The following is a 21,330-nucleotide window of genomic DNA, read 5'->3' as shown; positions in this document are numbered from 1 at the left end:
AATCCCTTATCTACAGGGAAGTCTGTTCAGACTGCGTGTTGTAGAAGGTGAGGTAGTTTCTGCAAATATCTTAATCCCTTATCTACAGGGAAGTCTGTTCAGACAAAACCCTTAACGAACTTGAGGACGAATAAATGTCTTAATCCCTTATCTACAGGGAAGTCTGTTCAGACTATTGAAATCCTGGGATTATTTATTAGGAGAACTGTCTTAATCCCTTATCTACAGGGAAGTCTGTTCAGACGGTACAATAACACTTAAACGTAAAGAAGACTACTGTCTTAATCCCTTATCTACAGGGAAGTCTGTTCAGACAAATGTTCGAGATGAATGAATCAGAAGATCTGTCTTAATCCCTTATCTACAGGGAAGTCTGTTCAGACGATATCAAAAACGACCCTGAACGCTGGAAAACGTCTTAATCCCTTATCTACAGGGAAGTCTGTTCAGACAGTAATAGAGGCTTTAAAAAATGGACGAAATTTGTCTTAATCCCTTATCTACAGGGAAGTCTGTTCAGACATATTCCTGACGAGTATACAGAGTGTCCTTGTTATGTCTTAATCCCTTATCTACAGGGAAGTCTGTTCAGACTATGTTATTCAGATACGTGATCGCCTAACCCCTGTCTTAATCCCTTATCTACAGGGAAGTCTGTTCAGACTAAAACCAAACAACCAAAGAAGGCCAAGTCTACAGTCTTAATCCCTTATCTACAGGGAAGTCTGTTCAGACTCAGTATTTATTTCCAACTGAAGAACTGGCTAAAGTCTTAATCCCTTATCTACAGGGAAGTCTGTTCAGACTCGTCTCTTTATTCTCCATCGCCCTTATGGTGGGTCTTAATCCCTTATCTACAGGGAAGTCTGTTCAGACTCTACCTCTATTTTTTTCTTTTGTAAAGCAATGGCTTATAGAGGCTAAATATTTCAAAGCATGTATCAGTAAAGTTGCTGTATGACAAAATGTTTCGCAGTTATTCTTATTAATATAAAAATCAATGGTATAGGTTGGTTTTCGGACTTTAAGGTTGTCAACCTGAATTTTGTAAGCTTGCATTTTATCTACTATCTCATTTTTTAAGTTTAGGGTGACAGTCAATCCTCTCAGAGTGAGATTGATGTGCGTAGTTATCTTGGTATGTATGATGTAAGTTGTCCGCGCCGTAGAAGCACTTTATTTCGAATACTGAGTGCGTATGGAATTCATCAGCAGAAGTCAGTATTTGAATGCAGATTGAACTCAGATTTTAGGCTGCAACTTATTCAGCAACTAGCGGTATTGCCAAATGATACATTTCAACGAATTGTGTTAATACAAGTTTATCCAAATCATCCATATAGCATCATGTTAGGTGCAGCTAAACAGCACCCTGCAAGTCATTGCTTATATATTGCTTAAATTATTATACTTCATATAGGATAAATTGATCATGCAAACTTTATATATAGATCGCCGTGATACAAAACTCGATATAGATCGTGAAAGAATATTAGTACACAGCCCTTCGTTATCTAAACCTTTATCTATTGCATTTGCTTATCTTTCTTCTATTGTAATAAGCGCTAAAACTCAATTACATAGTCATGTTCTACTCGCATGTGCGAGTCGAGGAATTCCAGTGATTATTCTTGATCCTAGAACTTGTGAATCTCATGCACAGTATATTCCCCCCTCAAGTAAAGTTGTGCATCGTAAAATTAAACAGTTTGAGGTGTTGGATCAAGATGAACGTAGGCTAGGGTATGCCAAGCAATTGGTCTATGCTCAAAGCATACAGCAGTTTAAACTAATAAAGTACTGGTTCAAAACACATCAGATTGAAGCAAAATTACAACAACAGATAATTGAACGAATTAAAACGATTATCACAATGATCAATACTTGCCAAAGTCTTGAACAGTTGCGTGGACTCGAAGGGGCAAGCGCTAAGATTGTTTTTTATGTAATGTCACTCATTGCTCCCGCATGGGCTAAATTCCAAGGCCGTAATCGTAGACCACCCAAAGATCCGATTAATGTACTGCTGTCTTTATCTTATAGCTTAATTTATGCCGAATGTACTCGCGCTTTAACTGCGCATGCCCTCGACCCGATGCTGGGCTTTTACCATGAACCAGTACATGGGCGTTATTCTTTGGCATGTGATCTTACTGAGCGTATACGATGCGATATTGAAAAATGGGTCATGCAATTACTGTTCAATGAGCAATTGAGGCCCGTACATTTTGCCTCATCTGAACAATACCCTTGTGTTTTAAACAAAGAAGGACGCGCAATTTTTTATCCTTTATGGGAACGACGTTTTCAGGTATGGAAGAAGTATATTCGAATGAATGCATCCCAATGGGCAAAAACGATTGATCAGTGTGTTCTGTATTGAGTCAAGTCTTATGTCAGCAAAGCGAATGCATTGGATTTGTAGCTATGATATTTGCCACCCTAAGCGCTTGAGAAAAGTGCATCAGACCCTGTCGAGTCAAGGCATTTCAATTAGTTACTCAGTCTTCTATTTAGCATTAAGTATCACTGAGTTTAAACAGCTGATCAGAAAGATAGAAAGGATGATTACTGTTGAAGATGATGTGCGTTTTTATAAAAGTATGCCTCTGCACCGAGCAGTGGTGTTGGGCAGAATAAGTCCTTCAGGTATTCAATTGCTAGGTCCGCAGGGGCAATCTCTATAATTTATACATAACACTATAAGCTTGTGAAATCTGAGCCAAAACTAAATTAATTATTAAATAGCTTCACCAACGATAAGAACAAGGTGAAGCACATGATGAAGACTAAAGCACAAGATTTATTACACAGCTATGCAACACAGCTAGATCAGTTTTTTGCTGTTCATCAGGATGCTAATACAGCTTTATCTGATTGGCTTGCTTCACACTTTTCTAATACACAAATGATCGAATTGCTAGAAGCAATTTTAAAAGATACATCTAGCTTGAAGCAGATTTGTCAGCGTTCATATCAGCATGGAAATGGCTTTCTTAAAGTGGTGTTGTTGGACCGTGGCTATAAATTGCGTCTACATATTTGGTTTGCTGGCCAGTCTTGTGAAGAAAATATTCATGACCATCGCTGGAGTTTTTCGTCTCTCATCTTGGCAGGTTCATTAAAAAGTGAGATTTGGAAAGATCATGCAGAAGGTCAGGTGTTTCAAGAATATGAATATCATGCTGCGACTGCTGAACGGTCTACTTTTAAAACCGAAATGGGATATCAGCCATTACAGTTAGATCATGTTCAATTGAACACAGTCGGTGATCATTATGTCATGCCAAAAGGTAAGCTTCATCGAATTATCAATCCTGGACATCAATTGGTTGCAACCATGATGTGCAGTGCCCCAACCGAACAAGGCACAACACGTTTAATTCCGATGCATGCAGGAATTGATCCAAATATTCAGCCGCCAAAAGCCAATAAAGATCAGTTGGCAGGCGCACTTTTACAATTTCTTCAGCATTTAAAGGCACAGGAGTTTGATTATGCTGCCTAACCACTCTCTTTTTATCAATCTTCTTGGAATGAAGCGTATTCGATTTGTCAGTCAACGGCAGGTGGAACTACGTTATCAGCAGGAGATGAATAGTTTATCTAGGTTGTGTCAGCAAAAGTCGTCTTATCTAAATCGTTATGATCAGCTGTTTCGATATATCACGTTGTGGCTGTTACAGCATGGATATGACCTGACGGATTATCAACCACATCAAACATTGAAAGCGGTATGTTTGTCACATTTCCCTAACTGGGATATTGAGGAAGTTATTCGACAAAGGCATTTGTTGAAAAAAGGTTTAAAGCTGAATCCCGAATCAGATGTAGATCAGGAGCTGCAACATTATGTGAATACTTTTCAAGCATTACTGCAAGCTTATGAATTCTGATAACAACGATAAAACTAGGCAAAATTTAAAAAAATCACAAGGGTAATCTAATGATGACATTAGCAGAAACGATTCTGATGACTCAAATAGGATATGAAAACTTACTTGCGAAAATTGCTGAAAAAGAAAAGGAATATAACCAAGTTCGTGATCATCGCCAAATCGCTTTTGAACTGTCAGGTGATGGCTGGCATGACAATCCAGAATTTAATCGTATGCAACAGCTCGAAGCGAATTTGAACTGTACGCTTAAAACCCTCAATGACCGTTTAGATGTCATGAAATTTATTGATATTCATGATGGTATGCGTAATGTCCAGCAAGTTGAAGTTGGTAGTATTGTAAAATTACGTCGCTATGATTTAGCAGATGACTCAGAAACAGAAGAATTATGGGAAATTCGTGGTTTTGATGAAACCAATATCAAACTCAAGCATTTGGCATATAACGCACCCTTAGCAGAAAAAATCATGCATCTTCATGTTGCTGATATTGCTGAAGAGGTTCAAATAGGCTCGCGTCATTTTGATATTGAGGTTGTGGCGTTGTTTAAAACACGCCTGCTTGCTGATATTTAAATTAGAGAAACGAGTAGATGTATATAGCAATTGAAGGAACAAAAGGAACAGGAAAATCGACTTTGCTTGAAAATTTAAAAAGAAAGTTGCAACAAGATGGAATTGATTTCCAAATGTTCGCACCGACCAAAGCAATGCCGAAAGAGATTTGGTGGGAAAAAGCATATTCCGACTATTGTCAGGATGATGTTTTTCTTGACTCTTTATACACTGCCCGTGCAAATTACCATGCATCTCAAATTGATTTTGATGGATCACTGGTTTTAGGTGATCGCAGTATTTTAACGAGTTATGTAACACGTTGGCCGCATGATGATCTGAAGTGTTTGTTGGCATATCTGGATCAAATTCGTCATAAAGAATTTCTAGTGCCATTGCCTGATTTGGTATTGTATTTAGATTTACCGCTAGATATAACGCTTTCACGTCTTGCACAAAGAGGAAGAAATTATGGTTTGTACGACGAACAAGAAGAGCAGTTGATGCGAGCAAAAAAAGCTTATACAACAATGTTAAGTTATAAAAATGAGCTGGGTATGGCTGATTTACAATATCAATGGGTTGATGCAAACCAAAAGCCAGAAGATTTGCTTGAAAATGTTTATGCTTTAGTTGTAAAAAAACTAGAAAAATGTGATTTATTTCAATAATATTATTTTACTTTGGGGTTGATAATCATGAAAAAAAATATTTTATTACTTGTAACGGGCGGAACACCTCAAATCATTACAGAAACGATTTGGGCGTTAGCATGTGCTCCACAGCATAATGAACAATGGGTTCCAGATGAAGTTCATATCATCAGTACACGTTATGGTTTAAATGAAGTAAAAAATAAACTTTTGGGCAAGGATAAGATTCTCACTCGAATGAAAAACGAATATGCTCAAATTGCTAATCTGAGATTAGAGGAGAACTTTCTGCACTGTTTTACCGATCAAGAAGGCAATGAGCTTGAAGACTTAAGAACGCCCGAAGAAAATGAATTTGCAGCTAATTTAATTTGTGAAAAAATTCGCCATTTTAGTTCTGATGAAAAAGTGAGTTTGCATGTTTCAATTGCAGGTGGTCGTAAAACCATGGGGTTCTATGCAGGTTATGCGTTATCCCTATATGGACGTGCGCAAGACCGTATGTCACATGTGTTGGTTGATGAAAAATTTGAAAAAGGAATTAATTTCTACTATCCATCAAAAAATGAAAACGATTTCATTATTGATCGAGAAAATAAAACGATCGGTCTTTCTAAAGATGCTAACGTGTGGTTGGCCCAGATTCCATTTGTACGTTTAAAAGAGGCGGTAAAAGATAAACATCAATTAAAAGGTGAAGATAGCTTTAGTACAGTTGTCCATAAAATTAACGAATCTTTTAATGATGTGAAATTAAAAATTTTAGTGCATAGCCGTGACGTTGTGATCAATGATAAGTTTGTCATTAAAAACTTAGCACCACGTGAATTTGCAATGTTGCATTGGTTTGCCGATCTTCGTCAGAAAGGTTTCGATGGTATTGTTGCACCGACAAAAAAAATTAACAGTAAAGATATACCACCGCAGGAAGCAAAATATATTGCGCAACTTTCTGAACAATTTAAACAATATTATGAAGAGTTTAAAAATACAGATGACATTCAGTTAGATGTAGATAAGCAATTTTTTGAAAGTGTAAAGTCACTTTTAAATACAGCTTTATTGGGCCATTTAGGTTTGGAGTTGGCTGAAAAAATTAGTCTGACGCAAAACAAGAAAGGGCAACCTTTTTATCTGAATGTCAAACCAGAAAATATTGAAATTATTGATCGCTTTAAAAATTAAAAAATAGAGGGAAATATCATGGGATTACGTAGCCCAAGTGAGGCTATTCAGCTTCCTATATTAGAGGAATTAAAAGCTTTAAAGTGGCACACTTTAGAGTGTGAATTGGTTACGCCTATGTACGGTGGTGGAGTAGATGCTGCTACTGTAGATTTAAAAATGCCGATTCGTGTCAGTGCCATTAAAGGGCAACTTCGTTTTTGGTGGCGTTTACTTGCAAAGAATAAGAAAGATGACACTTGGGATTTTAATGGTAATTTAAAAAATATCCGTGATGCAGAGTTTGCGTTATGGGGTGGCCAAGGTGATGATGATGGTGGAAGAGCAAGCCAGGTATTCTTAAAAGTCACTCAACCTAAAGTAACGCATCATGATTTAGTCGAATACACAGAATATTTAGATGCAAATCCGAGTAACAAGAAGCTTTCTTATGTGTTATTTCCAGCATCAAATGCTGAGGACAAAGTTAATAATCCTCATAAATTGCTGAATGCTGAGAAAGCAAAATTTAAACTCAGCTTTTCCCTTTCAAATACTTTAAAAAATCAAGAGAAGATGACCCAGCAAATTGTAGAAACATTGCGATGGTGGGCGAATTTTGGTGGTGTTGGTGCAAGAACACGTAAGGGGTTAGGTGCAATACACATTTCTGAATCTTGGGATTATCCAATGATTTGTCAGCCTTTGACTGAATCTGAAATTACTGCAGCGAACTGTGCTATGAGTTTGAAAGGAAAGTCTGCTAATGCATTAGCACAGCTTTGTAGTGGTATTCAAAAGCTGAGTGATTTTAGACAAAAAGCTGAAGTTGGGCGTAATAAAGGGCAGGCACCTAAGCCAGCAGGTCGAAGCCGTTGGCCTGAACCCGATGCCTTAAGACGTCTTCAAAAAACCCACCATGAAAATCATGCACCTGAACATCAAGCAGGTAATGTTTTCCCACGTGCTTTTTTTGGCTTGCCCATTATTTTCCACTTCGTTGGTCGTGGTGAGCCTAGGGATAGCCAACTTGCACCAATCGATGGTGATCGTTTAGCAAGCCCATTATTTATCCGTCCTTTTTATTTAGGCAAAAATAGAAAAGGAGAGAAAGAATGGGCAAGTTGTGCCTTAGTCACACCATATGAACATATTAAAAATATGAATGTATCACTTGGTCGAAATGAAACCTATCCTGTTTGGAAAAGTGATACCGCTCAACATATTCGCCCAATTCAAGATCAACAAGGAACAGATCCATTAGATGCTTTCCTTAAATATTTTGCAAAATAATGGATTATAAAATGACAGAATATGTAGTAATTCTTTCCATAGGTCCAGTGCAGAGCATGATTGCTGCTGCTCGTAAAAGTCGTGATTTATGGAGTGGTTCAGCACTTTTATCTGAACTTGCCAAAGCATGTGCTTTATCCCTTAAAAATAATGGAGCAGAACTGATTTTTCCTGCTATTGCGAGTAATGATCTTACAAGTTTGGAAAAAAACTCAGATTTTTCTGTAGGTAACAAAATTCAAGTATGCCTCAATGCTGAAAATGAGCAGCAATTGCGTGAAGTTATCGAACAAGCGAAACAAGCAACAAAACAGCGTTTTTTAGATGAAGTCGAAGAGGTATATCAAGATTTAAAATCATCTGAAATACGTGTAGATATTTGGAATGCGCAGCGTAATGACTATGTTGAAGTGCAAGCAGCATGGGCGATTATTTCTGATCAGCAAAGTTATAGTGATGCTGTTGCACTAGCATCTAAGGTGCTTGCTGCACGTAAGGCAACACGGGACTTTACGCAAATTATTGCAAATCCTTATGCTGATGAATTTATGATTCCAAAATCTTCATTAGATGGTGCACGTGAAACCGTTCTAAAGGAAGATAAAAAGCATGCCTTAAGTAATCAAACACGTGCAAAATTAGGGTTATCTGCCTCAGAACAACTTGATTGTTTAGGTATAGTAAAACGTTTAGGTTTAAAAAAACAAGCGGATCGTTTTACTGCTTTCACACGAATTACAGCACATGCATGGATCGAGAAAATAAAATTAGATCCAAAATTCGTAGATGTAAAAGAGTGCTATGAACGCTTAGTGAAAAATGATCTAGCAACACGTGTACGTGGTAATCAGGGAGTTTATGATGATTTTCCATATGATGCACAGTTTTTGTATCGCTCCCGCTTAGAAGCTGAGTTACGTAATTATCCAGATGCGGATTCTTTCAATGATGCATTAAATGCGTTATTAAAAATGCTAAAACCTTTTTGGAAAACGTATGGTGAACCATCAGCATACGGTGTTCTATTACTAGCAGATGGCGATCGTATGGGTGAGCTTTTAGATAAAGCTCAGGACAAAAAAGCACATCAACAAATCACAGTTGCATTGTCAGAATTTGCAGGTGGTGTTGCTGAAAAAATGCGTCAATATGATGGACATTGTGTTTATGCTGGGGGAGATGATGTACTTAGTTTTGTACCATTGCACCGAGCTTATGATTGTGCTAAAGCCTTAAGTGAGTCTTTTAAAGAAAAACTACAGACTGTTGCACAAACACTAAATGCTGATCAAATACCAACATTATCAGTGGGGCTTGCTATTGCACATCATACAACACCACTTAGTGTCATACGTGAATATGCCAGCCAAGCTGAAAAGTTTGCGAAAGGTGATCATATTTCGGAGCCGAATCAGCGACGTAATGCATTGGGTATTTTATTAGATGTACGTTCTGGCAACCAAACGAAACTTCGCTTTAGTTGGAGTGATCACAATGCACATCAAGCATTTGCTGAATGGGTAAATTTATATCTGAATAAAGATATTCCATCTCGTATTGCATATGACACACGTGCGATTGACTTAAGAACTAAAAATATTGCACCTGGAAAAAATATCCAGAAAGATATTCAAACTGCTGAACTGGCGTTAATGCTAAAAAAAGCCCGACTTGCAAATGGCGCTGAGATTAAGAAGGTTCATGTCGATAAACTTACAAATCGTGCGACTGAAATTAATTTACAGGCTTTATCTGATGAGTTGATTGTCGCACGTTGGTTTGCCGCAAAAACACAACAAGATTTAGGGAAAGATGGGCAATGATAAAGCAAGCATATTTAATTGAATCACTTGCACCTTTAGTATTTCGTTCAGGAAAACCTTTTGGATCTGTTGCATCTGCGCAAGATGCAACATTCCCTTTGCCATCTGCAACAGCGGGGATGATCCGAGCAATGCAGATTGAACAACATGCGGGGCAATATCAAGATTATCAAGGGCGTTTAAATCATGAGGATTACCAAAAGATTCTTAGTATTCAATCTCAAGGGCCTTTTTTAGTTCGTTTTAATCCTGATCATTTAGATGATTATACAATTTTGGTTCCTAAACCTGCGAATGCACTTTATTTTGAAAGTCGAGAAGATAAAAAAACACATTTAGTACGTTTAGCACCAAATGCATTTGATTCTGAACGTTGTGGTAGTGACTTGCCAACAGGCTTGTTACCTGTACAGATGCAAAAAAATTTAAAAGGTAAGCCTCAAAGTGGGGTGACATATTGGACTTTAGAACATTTTTTGGCCTGGCAACAAGGGCAAGAATTTAGCTTTGAAAGTATTGAGGCCACAGGTTTAAAAACCTTAGCTATTGACATTCGAACACATGTCAAAATCGAATCTACTAGTGCATCAAGTGAAGATGGAAAACTCTTCCAAACAGCCAGTTTGGACTTAAACCATCAATTACAAGGACAACGGATTGCAGGTAAAAAGTGGGATGATGAACGTTATGGCTTTGTTGTATTTACAGAGCAACAACTTACTCAAGACTTAGCGACTTTAGGTGGAGAGCGACGTTTATCATACTTTAAACCAGTCAAATCCACTCAATATCTCAAGCCCTCAGATGATTTGCTAGAAAAAATTAATCAAAACAAAGGTTTTAGTCTAAGTTTGCTTACACCTGCTGTTTTTGAAAATGGCTATTTACCTGCATGGTTGGATCAGAATACCTTATGTGGAAAACTGCCTCAATCTGATGTTGAAGTGAAACTAGAGTCGGTCGCTATTGATCGCTGGTTACCTGTATCGGGTTGGGATTCTATAGTATGGAAACCTAAAGCAACCCGTAAAGCTGTGGGGGCAGGGGCTGTGTATTGGTTCAGCCTAACGACTCAGATGGATGAAGAAACGTTGCAACAATTGTGGGCACAACCAATTTCAGATCATTCACAAGATCGAAATGATGGCTTTGGTGTCGCAATCGTTAGTGCTTGGTCAAAATAAATTACTTAAAAAAATCATTAGGAATATAAATATGCAAACTCGTATTTTTCATTTACAAGCATTATCGGCATTACATGTTGGGACAGGCCAAGGTGTGGGTATCGTTGACTTACCGATTGCACGCGCAAAAGCGACAAATTTACCGATTGTTGCAGGCTCAGCACTCAAAGGTGTACTACGTGATGAAGCTGAAACGCAATTATCTTTAAATCAAGAGCAAATTAAAACACTATTTGGTCCTGTAGACGCTGATGCAACACATGCTGGTGCAGTTGCATTTGGTGATGCGCAATTATTATTACTGCCAATTCGTTCTTTTGCAGGTACAGTAGCATACGCAACATGTCCATATATCTTACGTCAATATCAACGCGATGTAGGAAGTGATTTAGATATTCCTCAACTAGAGGCAGATAAGGCACGCGTGACAGAAGACAGTGCGTTATATGTCGCTAATGGAAAGATGGCATTAGAAGATTTGGATATTGAAGCATATTCAACAGGACTTGCTGCGCAGTGGGCAGATCAAATTACAGCACAGTTATATCCTGAATCTGTTGCGCAGTATCAACAATGGCGTGATACGGTCAAAGCACGTTTTGTGATTTTACCTGATGATATTTTTTCATTTTTAGCGGATACCGCAACTGAAATACGAACACGTATTCGTATTGATCGTGAAACACGTGTTGTGATGAACGGTGCACTTTGGACTGAAGAAAATTTACCTGCTGAAACAGTACTATGGGGTGTTATTGGTGTTTCTGCATCCAGAAATAAAGACAATAAAAAAACAGCAGAAGAGCTTTCTGAACTGTTACCAATAGCACAAGAATTATCAATACAGCTAGGCGGTAAACATACCGTAGGGCGTGGTTTCTGTCGTCTTTTATTAGACCAAGCACAAGTCTGAGGATTTAATCATGCAGATTCGTACTCATAAATATGCAGAAGATGCTTTCCCTTTAGTGAAAGCAATGCAAAAAGATAATTTTGAAGCTAAATATCGTACCTTGGCACTTAACTTTCCAACCATGGTTATGCAATCAGGTTTGGCTCAAGCGATTGGCTTTCTAATGGCGAAGGGTAAAGATAAGCCTGAGCATAAAATTATCTTACAGCACATTCAGACTATTTTAGATCGCCCAAATTTACATGCGGATATTTTAGCCTCTGACATAGGGCAATATCAGTTGTTGACTCGTCAAACCTTAGATGCAACGGCATGGTTAAAACGTTATACACAAGCCCTACTGAAAAAAGAAGGTGAGGCATGACAGCACTTGTACGTAAACAACTCATTCCGTTATTAAATGCAACACATGCGAATGATGATCCAAATCCGGGTTTGCTGATCCAAAGAGGACTACGTGTATGGGACTCTACAGAGAAAGCCAAAGCAGATAAAAAAGATTTGATAGATGTCATTACCAATCTAAAACCATCAGATTTATACCAATTGGCGTTTGATCGATGGTTATTACAAACTCAACAAAAACAGAATTTCGCTGCTCTACCTGCAACAATTGATGGTCGCTTAATGACGGGTTTAGCATTAGGTGGAACGCTTGAAACAGGTGTTACGACCCAGCATAGTTATGGTATGCCAATGCTGGCAGGTTCTTCTGTAAAAGGTGCGGTACGCGCTTATGCAGAAAATCTGTTTAGTCAAAAAGATGCTAATGGTAAGGTCATTCTAGATGAAAAAGGTAAAACGCAAATTGATGTTGCGATGATGCCGATTTTAGATACTTTATTCGGGGCAGATGAAGATGCTGAAGCAAACGCTGGTTATTTGGTTTGGCATGATGCTTGGTATATTCCAGCTTTAACCAAAGAAGGAAAATATAGTTCAGCTGAAGAAGCTAAACCATTTGTTGGTGAAATTGTCACAGTACATCATCAAAAATATTATGCAGGTCAGTCAAACGAAGCACTTGATATGGAATCTCCTGTCCCTAATCAGCAGCTAGCAGTACAAGGGAGCTTCTATTTTGTAATTGAGGGTGCAAATCAGCAGTGGCTCGATTTTGCAAAGCAACTTCTTGAAAATATGCTCAATCAGTTTGGCATGGGGGCTAAAGGGGCTTCAGGTTATGGTTATTTTATTCAAGATGATAAATTAATTGAAAGGTTAAAATTGCATTTTAATGAAGTAAATATTCAGCCGATTGATCCGAATGACGAATTTGGGCTTGCTCGGCAAAAAATTAGTACATATAACGAAATACAATTGTATGAAGCTCTAGCTAAGTCAGGAAGAACAAAGTCATTCGCTGAATTTGGACTAGATAAGACTAATGATGAACATTGTAGAAAAGTGGTTGAAATTTCCTTAGAACAGCATAGCCAGTGGATTGAGAGTGATGAATGGCTCAACTCTAAGAAAAAAACAATCGATGAAGCATTAAAATTTATCAATAAGTACAAATCCTAAAAATTAAAAAAGCAGTAAAGCATTTCTCGCTTTATTGCTTTTTTATGAGATTGAATATGAAAATATTACTTTGTTCGGCAACGGATCATAACCCAGTTAATCTTTTGCCCTTAGAGTCGGTGCAAATTAACCCAGATATAATCTATGTAGCGGTAAGTACACAAAAGCGTCAGCAGGGTGATAACTTAATTACAGAGTTAAAGGCTATTGGTAAAAAAGTCGAAGTATTAAAGATAAAAAATGAACACAGTTTGCAGTCTTTAACACAGCAATATGAGCAATGGTTATTACAACACCAAGATGATGAAATTGTCGTAAATCTGACTGGTGGGACTAAACTGATGAGTATCGCTGCTTATCAAATCTTTAGTGGGTATGGTTTTCGATGTTTTTATCAAAACTTAAACCCTAATCAGTTAATTTGGCTCGACGATGAAAGTATTATTTCAGATATTGGAACGAAGATTAGCCTAGAACGGTATTTAAAAAGCTATCAGTTTGATGTCGTTAAAAAACAAAAATTGAATGAAGTCCACCAGTCTTATAAAAAATATACCAAACTTATATATCAAGAGCTTTCTAAAGCAGGGCGTTGGCAACAAACCTGTCAACTCATTAGTAAGTTAAATGCTCATACTGCAAAACCCCAATTATCTGACTTAAAGAATTTTACGTTAGATTATGATGAGGAATCATTTTTGACTCATTTAGGCTATGAGACTGATTTATTTGCGTTGAATGCAAAGACAATTAAATGGCAAAACGAGCAGGATCGTGCTTTTATTACAGGAGGCTGGCTTGAATATCTTACAGCAAGTTTGCTGGTTGCCGAGAATATTCGAGACATATCACTGAGTGTGGAAATTGCAAAAAGCACTCAACGGGTTCATGCAAAAACACACCAAGAAATCGATGTAATGGCGATGCAGCAGCAACAGCTTTTAATTATTGAGTGCAAAACAGTAAATTGGAAAAATGCCACACAGGCATCAGAGGCAATTTATAAATTAAGCGCATTACGTGATATTGGTGGATTGAATACAAAAGCAGTTTTTGTATCTTTATATGATTTACCTGATGCTGCAAAAACACGTGCCGCTGAACATAACATTCAAGTAGTTGCAGGACAGAACTCAATTGTACAACTCAAACAACGTCTTTTATCGATATAAACTGAATGTGTAATCTTACTATATCCCGCTACCGCATTAAATTTAAAGCCAATCAAAATATCCAGTTGCCCGAATATGCAGGTTCCTCGCTACGCGGTGCTTTTGGACATGCTTTAAAAAATATTGCATGTTTAACTGCTGGCTTGAACAAAGGTCATTGTAAATGCCAACCTGTTGAGAGTTGTTTATATCGCCGTATATTTGACCCAGCGAAGCAGAAGTTAATTTTGCAAGATCGTTTGCAGGATGTTGCACCTCCATTCGTGATAGAAGCGCATTCACTTTCAACAAAAGTTTTAGCAGGTCACGAAGCTTATTTTTATATGACCCTAGTAGGTAACTTTGCACATAACCAGCAAATGATGATTCAAATGGCATGGCAACGTGCATTAGCTGTAGGAATTGGTAGTTACCACAATACAGGTCAAGCACAGTCACAACTTGTCTCTTTCGAATTGTGTGATCGCCCACAGCTGAATTGGCAAACAAGTGAAAATTTAAGAGTGCAATTTTTAAGTCATGCGCGTATTCAGCATCATGGTGAAATCTTAACAGTAGAAAATTTTGATCCTGTTATTTTCTGTAGATCTGTTGTTCGACGCTATCTCACCTTAACGGAAGCATATTCAGAACAGAGTTTGTCCAGCGCATTTGTGAAATCATTATTTGACGATGTAAATCATGTACAAGGAGAATATCGGGTCGATCACATACGTTGGTCTCGTTGGTCAAATCGTCAAAAGCAAAAAATGCAAATGGATGGTTTGTTAGGAGAGGTGATACTGCAGCATGTCTCTAATCAATTGGCAGATATTTTGTATTTAGGTCAATGGTTGCATGTAGGCAAAGGGAGTGTCTTTGGTTTAGGGCAATACGTTTTGCAACATACTCAAGAAAAGCAGTTAAGCGCCTAAAAGGCGCTGTTCTAGTCGAGCAAACCATTCACGTCCAGGTTTTCCGGTATGTAAACGTATATGCTGTTTAAGTTGAGCAGTAGCTTCATTTAAGTTACGTAGATCTTTTAAAAAGCTCTCACTCTCAGCTTTATATCCGTTGATTGCTGTTTTTATTTGGGCATGTATGTCACGTTGCTGCTTAAGCATCTGTTGAATTTGCTCTTTTTCAGTGCCCAAAGCTTCTTGACGCTGTTGTTTGAGTTGGCCAATGGTCTCTCCTGAGCATTTTAGTTGGGTATATAAACCATTCAGCACTTTTTTTGTACTTGCATATAATTCAAATGCTTGATCTGCAGTTTGTTTAGAAGCATAGTGCATTTCAATATATTTTTTATATTCCTGATATTCTGCTGTACTTTTTAACGCGGCTTGAATTTTTTCACGTTGTTGTGCAGTTTCACGACGTACTTGGCTACGTTTACGTTCCCAGCGATCATGCTGTGATTTGGTTTCGGCATCCAGTAAATAAAGAACGGCTGCTCCGATGGCAACACCTGCGAATATGGGTAGCATTTCATTTCTCCTTTGTTCAACGAACGTCTTTTAGATCTAATTGTGGACTAGATAGATCAATACCAAATTGATGATAGGCATCCATGAGTGTTTGATTTAAACGTGAGGTTTCATCACGGTTTAACTCAATTTGTTTAAGCATCTGTTTCCACAATGACATCAATGTCGTTTTGTTCGTTGGATCTTGTTCTTGTGCAATCAAATTTAAGATCATTATGCATTGCTCTTGGGCGTGATCTTGCTGTTGTTTTTGCAAGGCAATGAATTGCTTATTGTGTTTTAAGCAAGTTTTGAATGCGCTAGATAATGCATCAATACGTTTGATTTCTTTCTTATGATTGAGCTCAATCTCTGCACGTATGATCTTTGACTGCTCATGCATTTGTTTGCGTTGAAATTCTAATTCAGCAACAGCACGTTTATAGTGTGCAATTTCACTCACCATATTACTAACGGCTTTAATGCCTTCTTGTACTGCCATTAAGCCCGCAGTTTGTGGAACTAAACGATTCATTAATATTTCTCCATACGCTTTTAAACGTCAAATGAATGGTGCTACTGAGCAACTGAAAAGGATGTAAATAATCAATGGATACAATACAGAATCCATGGTTTTTTTCCTGTTTTTATTTTTTGAGCAGGCTGAAGTCCCGGTTGCGGAACATGGTCAGGACTTTGCCATTGGTGGCTGTGACCAAATGCATTCCATTCATATTTTTAAGCATCGGGCAAAGATCGGCATACTTATTTATTTCTTTATGACCAATGCTGTAGTAAATCGCATGGCGGTGAAATTGTTTACGGCCAAAACGTAATAAATGTGCAATATGTTGTTGCTGTATACCGCGTTGTGTACGTCGTTTATAGGCATGTACGCTTAAGCCTAATACAATATCTTCGAAATTTAAATAACACGTCATTTTCTTACCCTCTAGTTCGCTTGGTGTATAGAGAATAAGAGATATTTTTGATTTATTTTTTAAACGTAAGCTTATAAAAAGCCATCAAGATGGTGTCTTGATGGCTTTTAAAATTGATTATTTAGGAAAGAATCTAAAAGATACTATTGAGGGGCCACGTCTAACTCAAGCAAAGCTTTCGTCTTGCACTCGGGCAAAGCAGTGCTTTGCTGTTCCTCGTTCATCCCTTATCTACAGGGAAGTTTGTTCAGACTTATTGATTTAATTAAATCAGGCGTCATCACTGTCTTAATCCCTTATCTACAGGGAAGTCTGTTCAGACCGTCTAAATGTAGCTGAAGACTGGTTAGCGGAAGTCTTAATCCCTTATCTACAGGGAAGTCTGTTCAGACAGATGGATGCAATGGGTGCTGTATCTGTGAATGGTGTCTTAATCCCTTATCTACAGGGAAGTCTGTTCAGACTGAGATCGCCCCACGTGTGAGCTTGGAAGATGGGTCTTAATCCCTTATCTACAGGGAAGTCTGTTCAGACCAAGCAGCAGAGCAAGGCATTGGTGCAGTTGAGTCTTAATCCCTTATCTACAGGGAAGTCTGTTCAGACAGAAGAAACTAACCTAGATGAAATGATTATCTCGGCCTTAATCCCTTATCTACAGGGAAGTCTGTTCAGACGTCAGAACTTTATCAAAAAGAGTTCTATGCATTGTCTTAATCCCTTATCTACAGGGAAGTCTGTTCAGACTATGCGCCTTAAAAAAGCAAATGAATCAAATGGGTCTTAATCCCTTATCTACAGGGAAGTCTGTTCAGACTGAAGGTTTCATTAAAGCTAATGCTAAAAAGGAGTCTTAATCCCTTATCTACAGGGAAGTCTGTTCAGACTACAGCATTCCAACGTATTGCGACGCGATGCTAAGTCTTAATCCCTTATCTACAGGGAAGTCTGTTTAGACGTATTTTTGATGTTCGACCTGCAAACATTGACCCGTCTTAATCCCTTATCTACAGGGAAGTCTGTTCAGACTAGTAAAATTTGATAACATAGTAGAACATGAGCTGTCTTAATCCCTTATCTACAGGGAAGTCTGTTCAGACAGATGGACTCAAACCTAGTAAAGATGACCAAGCTGTCTTAATCCCTTATCTACAGGGAAGTCTGTTCAGACGTCACAGCAGATCGTGTATCCGAATATGTAACGTCTTAATCCCTTATCTACAGGGAAGTCTGTTCAGACGTTAGGTTTAGATCCTGTTCTATTTAAAGAACTTAGTCTTAATCCCTTATCTACAGGGAAGTCTGTTCAGACCAGATCAAACAGACGCTTCGAATCGTAGACGATCGGTCTTAATCCCTTATCTACAGGGAAGTCTGTTCAGACTCTACCTCTATTTTTTTCTTCTGTAAAGCAAAGACTTATAGAGGCTAAATATTTCAAATTATGTATCAGTAAAGCTTCTGTATGACAAAATATTTCACAGTTTTTCTTATAAGTATAAAAAACAATATGCTGTAATAATTTTCGTTCGAATACTATATCAATAGATGAATTGTAATCCCATACACGGGCGTGCTGATCAAATTGGCTTAGGGCGTACAACATAAAATTCCTCCAATCGGATATGACAATCGCGTAATTGTTGTGCGCTTAATTCTAAACCTCTGAAATGTGCAGGCACATGCATGGATAAATGAACATAGCGAATACCTCGCACATACAAGTCTGCAACTAAATGAATAGGTAAAGTCCCGATTACCGTATCTTCAGCACGCAGTTCATCAAAATTTGCTAAATGAGTAAAATGCACATCGTAATGTACATGCTGCTCTTTAGCCCATTCTAATGCACCTTCATGGCGAGTAATAAAGTAAACTGTCATCTCATTTTCCACATCATTCAATATGTAAAAGGATGTCATAGATCAACTACAAACGTATGATCTATAAGCTTATGCCTTGACTGATATTTGTCGATTCGGGCTGTAGCCATTCTGAAATAAGCTGACTTAAATTGAGTAAATCACGTTCTTGGAATATCCGAATTTCAGAATTATTGGCACGAGTTAAGTTGTAATCTTTTAAACTATACAGCGAAATAACCGCTTGTTTTTGGTTGATTCCACCAAAATCTTGCAAAGAAGATAATTTATACAAAACATCTTTAGCTTGTTCATGTGCCATCGTTTTAGCTGTTTTACATTCTATACAATATAAATGAGCATGATGAATAAACATGACATCCATTTCATTTGGAGTATCTTTCTTTTTTAATTCAACATTAATAGCAAGTTCTGCCTGTGGGTTTAAACCAATAAGTGCTTTATAGCATTCATAGCCACTGTAGACTTCCAACCAGCCACCTTTCATATAATCTCGTGTTTCTTCAGATTTAAATTGAATTACACTTGAGGTGCTGTCAAATGAAAAGAAAGCTTCTTGACTAATTTGTGCTAGGACCTCTAAACCTTCGGCTTGTTCCGCTTGAATATTGTCAAAATGAACATTCAAACTGTTTTCATCATCCGACATAGAAGCCAATTTATTAATAAATGAGCAAAAGCGTCGTCCTTTTTGGAAATCATTTTTCATTACATCAATTAAGATTTGTGCATAGCGCAATTGTTCAAGTGAAATATCGGTGATTGGCTGTTGCTTTGTAATCTGGTAGCCGCGTGACAGCACACGTTGCTGCATATTTAGATTGCTGTTGATTGGGTAGACAATTTGGTTGGTCTGCCGTTGATACCAAACAACGTGCTGACCACGACTTTGGTAAAAACTTTCGGCGCGTGCTGAACCTAAAAGCATAGAAGCACGATCCATTGCAATACTCATCAGTTTTGTGCCACCTGCAGTATTAAAGATAAAACGATCTTTAGCTGGATGTTGGTTTGCCCAATTCAAAATCATTTCTTGGATGGCAAACATATTGGATTCTTCATAGCCGTTTGGAATATTTAATATCTCAATAGCTGCTTGGCTAATAAGTTTTAAACTTTGCACTAAAAGATCAGTCTTACCTTGTTGATCCATATATGTGGTGCTGAGTACTGTAATTTTATTAATAATGCTCTTATTTTCGATGAAATAACGGGCAGATTCTAAATTTGCTTCAGGATGGCCAGTAGTACTAAGAACTAAGATTCGCATATATTTTATCTGGTTATCAGGGGCTTATGAATAATTATATCTGATAACTTATCTGGGTAATAAATCATAAAAAAGACTACTAACTTGAGGTGGTCTAAGTTTTAAGAATTTTATAGACGACAATTTGAATAACTTAGGTCTTGTAAAGAACAATAAATCCGAATAGCCAGTAAAATTCTGGAGCACCTCCAACCATCGAGTGATGCATCATATATGACTTGGTAATCCCATTTTGAACCGTACCGTGTTTGTCAGAGCCCTATTTTCTTGAGATAAGAAGGATTGCTTCACAAGACGTAGCAAAGCGTAGTGTCCCGATGAAAAAAGTAAAATATACCCCCGAAATCAGAGAAAGAGCAGTTCAATAATTAATAGAATCCGAAAAAGATTATCCATCGAATTGGGCAGCAATTACAGCTAAGATTAGTTGTACGCTTGAAACATTTTGTATTCTTGTCAAAGGGCTTTGTTGCATAAAGATTTTAAAGATAGAGCTTTCCTAAGTTTTTCAAATTTAAGTGACAACTTCGGTATGAGGTCGGCCGAGCTCCGTAAATCTGTTGAGGACTGCTACACGTGCATGAATCTCATTCACTTGGCTATCAAAACTCCTTGCACTAAGCCTATCACCAATAATTTGATGCAGTGCATCTTGGTTTCTACCAAACTTCGGCGATGATAGTTTTACCATTTTTTCCATAGTGTCCTGCCTAAACGTACAACTGTTCGAAGTAATTCATTTCGTTCTAGCGAGCTACTCTTTGTATCTTTCCAAGGTTTCGCATTTTTTCTAGGTGGAATCACCGCATGCGCTTGCCGATCTGCAATGACCTGACGGCATTGCTTGGTGTCATAAGCTCCATCGGTATAAACAGAGTCAATTTGCTCATCTTGTGGAATCTGATTAAGTAAATCACCAAGCACCTGTGAATCACTGACATTATTGGTTGTAAGCTGAACTGCTCGTATTTTTAGGGTTTTAGCATTTATACCAATATGAAGTTTACGCCATTGGCGACGATATTTAGGTCGATGTTTCTTGCGTTTCCATTCGCCCTCACCTAGAAACTTCATGCCTGTATAGTGCATGAGTAAATGCAGCCCATCGCTACTTTTTTGGTAGCTGATTACAATATCAATATGCTTTTGTCTTCTACAAAGCGTGGTGTAATCTGGAGCTATCCAATTTAATCCGCAAAGTTTAATCAGACTTTGCACAAAGCCAGTGACCATACGTAAAGATAGATGGAATAAGGATTTAATCATTAAGCAGCATTGGATAGCTGCGTCGGAGTAGGTTTGACTTCGCCCTTGTTTGCCTTTTGATGGAGCATAACATTGCGTAGCAGGATCAAACCAAATGGCAATATTTCCGCGACTCATGAGAGCTCGGTTATATGCGGGCCAATTGGTTGTGTGGTAGATTTTGTGTGTAGGCTTCTTCATTTGAAAATTATATCGCTGAAAAAGCCTTTACAGATAGATTTGTGCAACAAAGCCTTGTCAAAGTACAATAGATAATAGTCTGACCATTGAAAATAAGAGATATTTTACTATTTTAATAGTTATATAATAGTGAAAGCTGACTATATTTTACTATTAAAATAGAATT

Annotated in this window: 21 protein-coding genes, 2 pseudogenes and 2 CRISPR repeat arrays (1 of these 25 only partly in view); of the genes and pseudogenes, 17 read left to right on the top strand and 6 right to left on the bottom strand. The window is 37.8% G+C overall.

The annotated features are described in order from the left end of the window. Positions 1-876: a CRISPR direct-repeat array (repeat unit 37 nt; unit sequence GTCTTAATCCCTTATCTACAGGGAAGTCTGTTCAGAC) (it extends 570 nt beyond the left edge of the window). A gap of 264 nt (positions 877-1,140) precedes the next feature. From cas2 (KCV09_RS11330) to cas6, 16 genes are all read left to right on the top strand, one after another. Then, positions 1,141-1,401, top strand: a complete 261-nt coding sequence (gene cas2 / locus KCV09_RS11330; RefSeq protein ID WP_228301592.1) for a CRISPR-associated endonuclease Cas2 — start codon at positions 1,141-1,143, stop codon at positions 1,399-1,401. Between the two features lie 31 nt (positions 1,402-1,432). Continuing rightward, positions 1,433-2,383 (top strand): CRISPR-associated endonuclease Cas1, encoded by a 951-nt coding sequence (gene cas1 / locus KCV09_RS11325; protein WP_212515163.1) that lies wholly within the window; start codon positions 1,433-1,435, stop codon positions 2,381-2,383. Positions 2,384-2,393: 10 nt separating this feature from the next. Then, positions 2,394-2,687, top strand: coding sequence for a CRISPR-associated endonuclease Cas2 (gene cas2, locus KCV09_RS11320; RefSeq protein ID WP_212515162.1), 294 nt, complete (start codon positions 2,394-2,396; stop codon positions 2,685-2,687). 92 nt (positions 2,688-2,779) lie between these two features. Continuing rightward, positions 2,780-3,508 (top strand): hypothetical protein, encoded by a 729-nt coding sequence (locus KCV09_RS11315; protein WP_212515161.1) that lies wholly within the window; start codon positions 2,780-2,782, stop codon positions 3,506-3,508. Beyond that, positions 3,498-3,896, top strand: a complete 399-nt coding sequence (locus KCV09_RS11310; RefSeq protein ID WP_212515160.1) for a hypothetical protein — start codon at positions 3,498-3,500, stop codon at positions 3,894-3,896. The genes KCV09_RS11315 and KCV09_RS11310 overlap by 11 nt, the downstream gene beginning before the upstream one ends. A 50-nt stretch (positions 3,897-3,946) precedes the next feature. After that, a complete protein-coding gene (locus tag KCV09_RS11305; RefSeq protein ID WP_212515159.1) occupies positions 3,947-4,474 on the top strand; it encodes a hypothetical protein in 528 nt (175 codons plus the stop codon). Between the two features lie 17 nt (positions 4,475-4,491). After that, positions 4,492-5,124 (top strand): AAA family ATPase, encoded by a 633-nt coding sequence (locus KCV09_RS11300; protein ID WP_212515158.1) that lies wholly within the window; start codon positions 4,492-4,494, stop codon positions 5,122-5,124. 27 nt (positions 5,125-5,151) lie between these two features. After that, entirely contained in the window at positions 5,152-6,291 is a 1,140-nt protein-coding gene (gene csm6 / locus KCV09_RS11295) for a CRISPR-associated ring nuclease Csm6 (RefSeq protein ID WP_212515157.1), read from the top strand. Positions 6,292-6,309: 18 nt separating this feature from the next. Continuing rightward, positions 6,310-7,563: a type III-B CRISPR module RAMP protein Cmr1 gene (gene cmr1, locus KCV09_RS11290; RefSeq protein WP_212515156.1), complete on the top strand. Its 1,254-nt coding sequence runs from the start codon at positions 6,310-6,312 to the stop codon at positions 7,561-7,563. An 11-nt stretch (positions 7,564-7,574) separates the two neighbouring features. Next, a complete protein-coding gene (cas10, locus tag KCV09_RS11285) occupies positions 7,575-9,386 on the top strand; it encodes a type III-B CRISPR-associated protein Cas10/Cmr2 (RefSeq protein ID WP_212515155.1) in 1,812 nt (603 codons plus the stop codon). Then, a complete protein-coding gene (locus KCV09_RS11280) occupies positions 9,383-10,570 on the top strand; it encodes a type III-B CRISPR module-associated Cmr3 family protein (protein ID WP_212515154.1) in 1,188 nt (395 codons plus the stop codon). Before cas10 ends, KCV09_RS11280 begins: the two co-directional genes overlap by 4 nt. 31 nt (positions 10,571-10,601) lie before the next feature. Further along, complete coding sequence (cmr4, locus tag KCV09_RS11275) at positions 10,602-11,483, top strand: type III-B CRISPR module RAMP protein Cmr4 (protein ID WP_212515153.1); 882 nt, start codon at positions 10,602-10,604, stop codon at positions 11,481-11,483. Between the two features lie 10 nt (positions 11,484-11,493). Beyond that, positions 11,494-11,847, top strand: coding sequence for a type III-B CRISPR module-associated protein Cmr5 (gene cmr5, locus KCV09_RS11270; protein WP_071850513.1), 354 nt, complete (start codon positions 11,494-11,496; stop codon positions 11,845-11,847). Further along, positions 11,844-13,007, top strand: coding sequence for a type III-B CRISPR module RAMP protein Cmr6 (gene cmr6 / locus KCV09_RS11265; RefSeq protein ID WP_212515152.1), 1,164 nt, complete (start codon positions 11,844-11,846; stop codon positions 13,005-13,007). Before cmr5 ends, cmr6 begins: the two co-directional genes overlap by 4 nt. 56 nt (positions 13,008-13,063) lie before the next feature. Further along, positions 13,064-14,179 (top strand): Card1-like endonuclease domain-containing protein, encoded by a 1,116-nt coding sequence (locus KCV09_RS11260; RefSeq protein WP_212515151.1) that lies wholly within the window; start codon positions 13,064-13,066, stop codon positions 14,177-14,179. Positions 14,180-14,184: 5 nt separating this feature from the next. Continuing rightward, the gene (gene cas6, locus KCV09_RS11255) at positions 14,185-15,093 is read left to right on the top strand and encodes a CRISPR system precrRNA processing endoribonuclease RAMP protein Cas6 (RefSeq protein WP_212515150.1); all 909 of its coding nucleotides are present in this window, start codon (positions 14,185-14,187) and stop codon (positions 15,091-15,093) included. Here the strand turns inward: cas6 and KCV09_RS11250 are convergent. The 5 genes from KCV09_RS11250 to KCV09_RS11230 form a co-directional block, all read right to left on the bottom strand. After that, a complete protein-coding gene (locus KCV09_RS11250) occupies positions 15,082-15,648 on the bottom strand; it encodes a hypothetical protein (protein ID WP_212515149.1) in 567 nt (188 codons plus the stop codon). The genes cas6 and KCV09_RS11250 overlap by 12 nt on opposite strands. Before the next feature lie 16 nt (positions 15,649-15,664). Continuing rightward, positions 15,665-16,162, bottom strand: coding sequence for a hypothetical protein (locus tag KCV09_RS11245; protein ID WP_212515148.1), 498 nt, complete (start codon positions 16,160-16,162; stop codon positions 15,665-15,667). A 112-nt stretch (positions 16,163-16,274) separates the two neighbouring features. Next, positions 16,275-16,568 (bottom strand): hypothetical protein, encoded by a 294-nt coding sequence (locus KCV09_RS11240; RefSeq protein WP_212515147.1) that lies wholly within the window; start codon positions 16,566-16,568, stop codon positions 16,275-16,277. A gap of 216 nt (positions 16,569-16,784) precedes the next feature. Continuing rightward, positions 16,785-17,949: direct repeats of the CRISPR family, unit length 37 nt; unit sequence GTCTTAATCCCTTATCTACAGGGAAGTCTGTTCAGAC. A 196-nt stretch (positions 17,950-18,145) separates the two neighbouring features. Further along, complete coding sequence (gene csx16, locus KCV09_RS11235) at positions 18,146-18,448, bottom strand: CRISPR-associated protein Csx16 (protein WP_212515146.1); 303 nt, start codon at positions 18,446-18,448, stop codon at positions 18,146-18,148. 61 nt (positions 18,449-18,509) lie between these two features. Next, entirely contained in the window at positions 18,510-19,718 is a 1,209-nt protein-coding gene (locus KCV09_RS11230) for a Card1-like endonuclease domain-containing protein (protein WP_212515145.1), read from the bottom strand. A gap of 317 nt (positions 19,719-20,035) precedes the next feature. On the opposite strand from KCV09_RS11230, the pseudogene KCV09_RS11225 reads away from it, so the two are divergent. Next, positions 20,036-20,161: pseudogene (locus KCV09_RS11225) on the top strand (IS3 family transposase); the annotation flags it as partial. A gap of 71 nt (positions 20,162-20,232) precedes the next feature. Here the strand turns inward: KCV09_RS11225 and KCV09_RS11220 are convergent. Further along, positions 20,233-21,164 (bottom strand): annotated as a pseudogene (locus tag KCV09_RS11220) (IS5 family transposase). Between the last annotated feature and the right edge of the window lie 166 nt (positions 21,165-21,330).

The organism is Acinetobacter soli (assembly GCF_018139125.1).
Classification (GTDB): domain Bacteria; phylum Pseudomonadota; class Gammaproteobacteria; order Pseudomonadales; family Moraxellaceae; genus Acinetobacter; species Acinetobacter soli.
Note: the sequence above shows the minus strand (reverse complement) of the source record. Positions and strands in the feature narration are given on the sequence as shown.

Excerpts from the sequence above, each read along its gene's own strand:
- cas2 (WP_228301592.1), top strand. The coding sequence starts at position 1,141 with ATGTATGATGTAAGTTGTCCGCGCCGTAGAAGCACTTTATTTCGAATA.
- cas1 (WP_212515163.1), top strand. The coding sequence starts at position 1,433 with ATGCAAACTTTATATATAGATCGCCGTGATACAAAACTCGATATAGAT.
- cas2 (WP_212515162.1), top strand. The coding sequence starts at position 2,394 with ATGTCAGCAAAGCGAATGCATTGGATTTGTAGCTATGATATTTGCCAC.
- KCV09_RS11315 (WP_212515161.1), top strand. The coding sequence starts at position 2,780 with ATGATGAAGACTAAAGCACAAGATTTATTACACAGCTATGCAACACAG.
- KCV09_RS11310 (WP_212515160.1), top strand. The coding sequence starts at position 3,498 with ATGCTGCCTAACCACTCTCTTTTTATCAATCTTCTTGGAATGAAGCGT.
- KCV09_RS11305 (WP_212515159.1), top strand. The coding sequence starts at position 3,947 with ATGATGACATTAGCAGAAACGATTCTGATGACTCAAATAGGATATGAA.
- KCV09_RS11300 (WP_212515158.1), top strand. The coding sequence starts at position 4,492 with ATGTATATAGCAATTGAAGGAACAAAAGGAACAGGAAAATCGACTTTG.
- csm6 (WP_212515157.1), top strand. The coding sequence starts at position 5,152 with ATGAAAAAAAATATTTTATTACTTGTAACGGGCGGAACACCTCAAATC.
- cmr1 (WP_212515156.1), top strand. The coding sequence starts at position 6,310 with ATGGGATTACGTAGCCCAAGTGAGGCTATTCAGCTTCCTATATTAGAG.
- cas10 (WP_212515155.1), top strand. The coding sequence starts at position 7,575 with ATGACAGAATATGTAGTAATTCTTTCCATAGGTCCAGTGCAGAGCATG.
- KCV09_RS11280 (WP_212515154.1), top strand. The coding sequence starts at position 9,383 with ATGATAAAGCAAGCATATTTAATTGAATCACTTGCACCTTTAGTATTT.
- cmr4 (WP_212515153.1), top strand. The coding sequence starts at position 10,602 with ATGCAAACTCGTATTTTTCATTTACAAGCATTATCGGCATTACATGTT.
- cmr5 (WP_071850513.1), top strand. The coding sequence starts at position 11,494 with ATGCAGATTCGTACTCATAAATATGCAGAAGATGCTTTCCCTTTAGTG.
- cmr6 (WP_212515152.1), top strand. The coding sequence starts at position 11,844 with ATGACAGCACTTGTACGTAAACAACTCATTCCGTTATTAAATGCAACA.
- KCV09_RS11260 (WP_212515151.1), top strand. The coding sequence starts at position 13,064 with ATGAAAATATTACTTTGTTCGGCAACGGATCATAACCCAGTTAATCTT.
- cas6 (WP_212515150.1), top strand. The coding sequence starts at position 14,185 with ATGTGTAATCTTACTATATCCCGCTACCGCATTAAATTTAAAGCCAAT.
- KCV09_RS11250 (WP_212515149.1), bottom strand. The coding sequence starts at position 15,648 with ATGCTACCCATATTCGCAGGTGTTGCCATCGGAGCAGCCGTTCTTTAT.
- KCV09_RS11245 (WP_212515148.1), bottom strand. The coding sequence starts at position 16,162 with ATGAATCGTTTAGTTCCACAAACTGCGGGCTTAATGGCAGTACAAGAA.
- KCV09_RS11240 (WP_212515147.1), bottom strand. The coding sequence starts at position 16,568 with ATGACGTGTTATTTAAATTTCGAAGATATTGTATTAGGCTTAAGCGTA.
- csx16 (WP_212515146.1), bottom strand. The coding sequence starts at position 18,448 with ATGACAGTTTACTTTATTACTCGCCATGAAGGTGCATTAGAATGGGCT.
- KCV09_RS11230 (WP_212515145.1), bottom strand. The coding sequence starts at position 19,718 with ATGCGAATCTTAGTTCTTAGTACTACTGGCCATCCTGAAGCAAATTTA.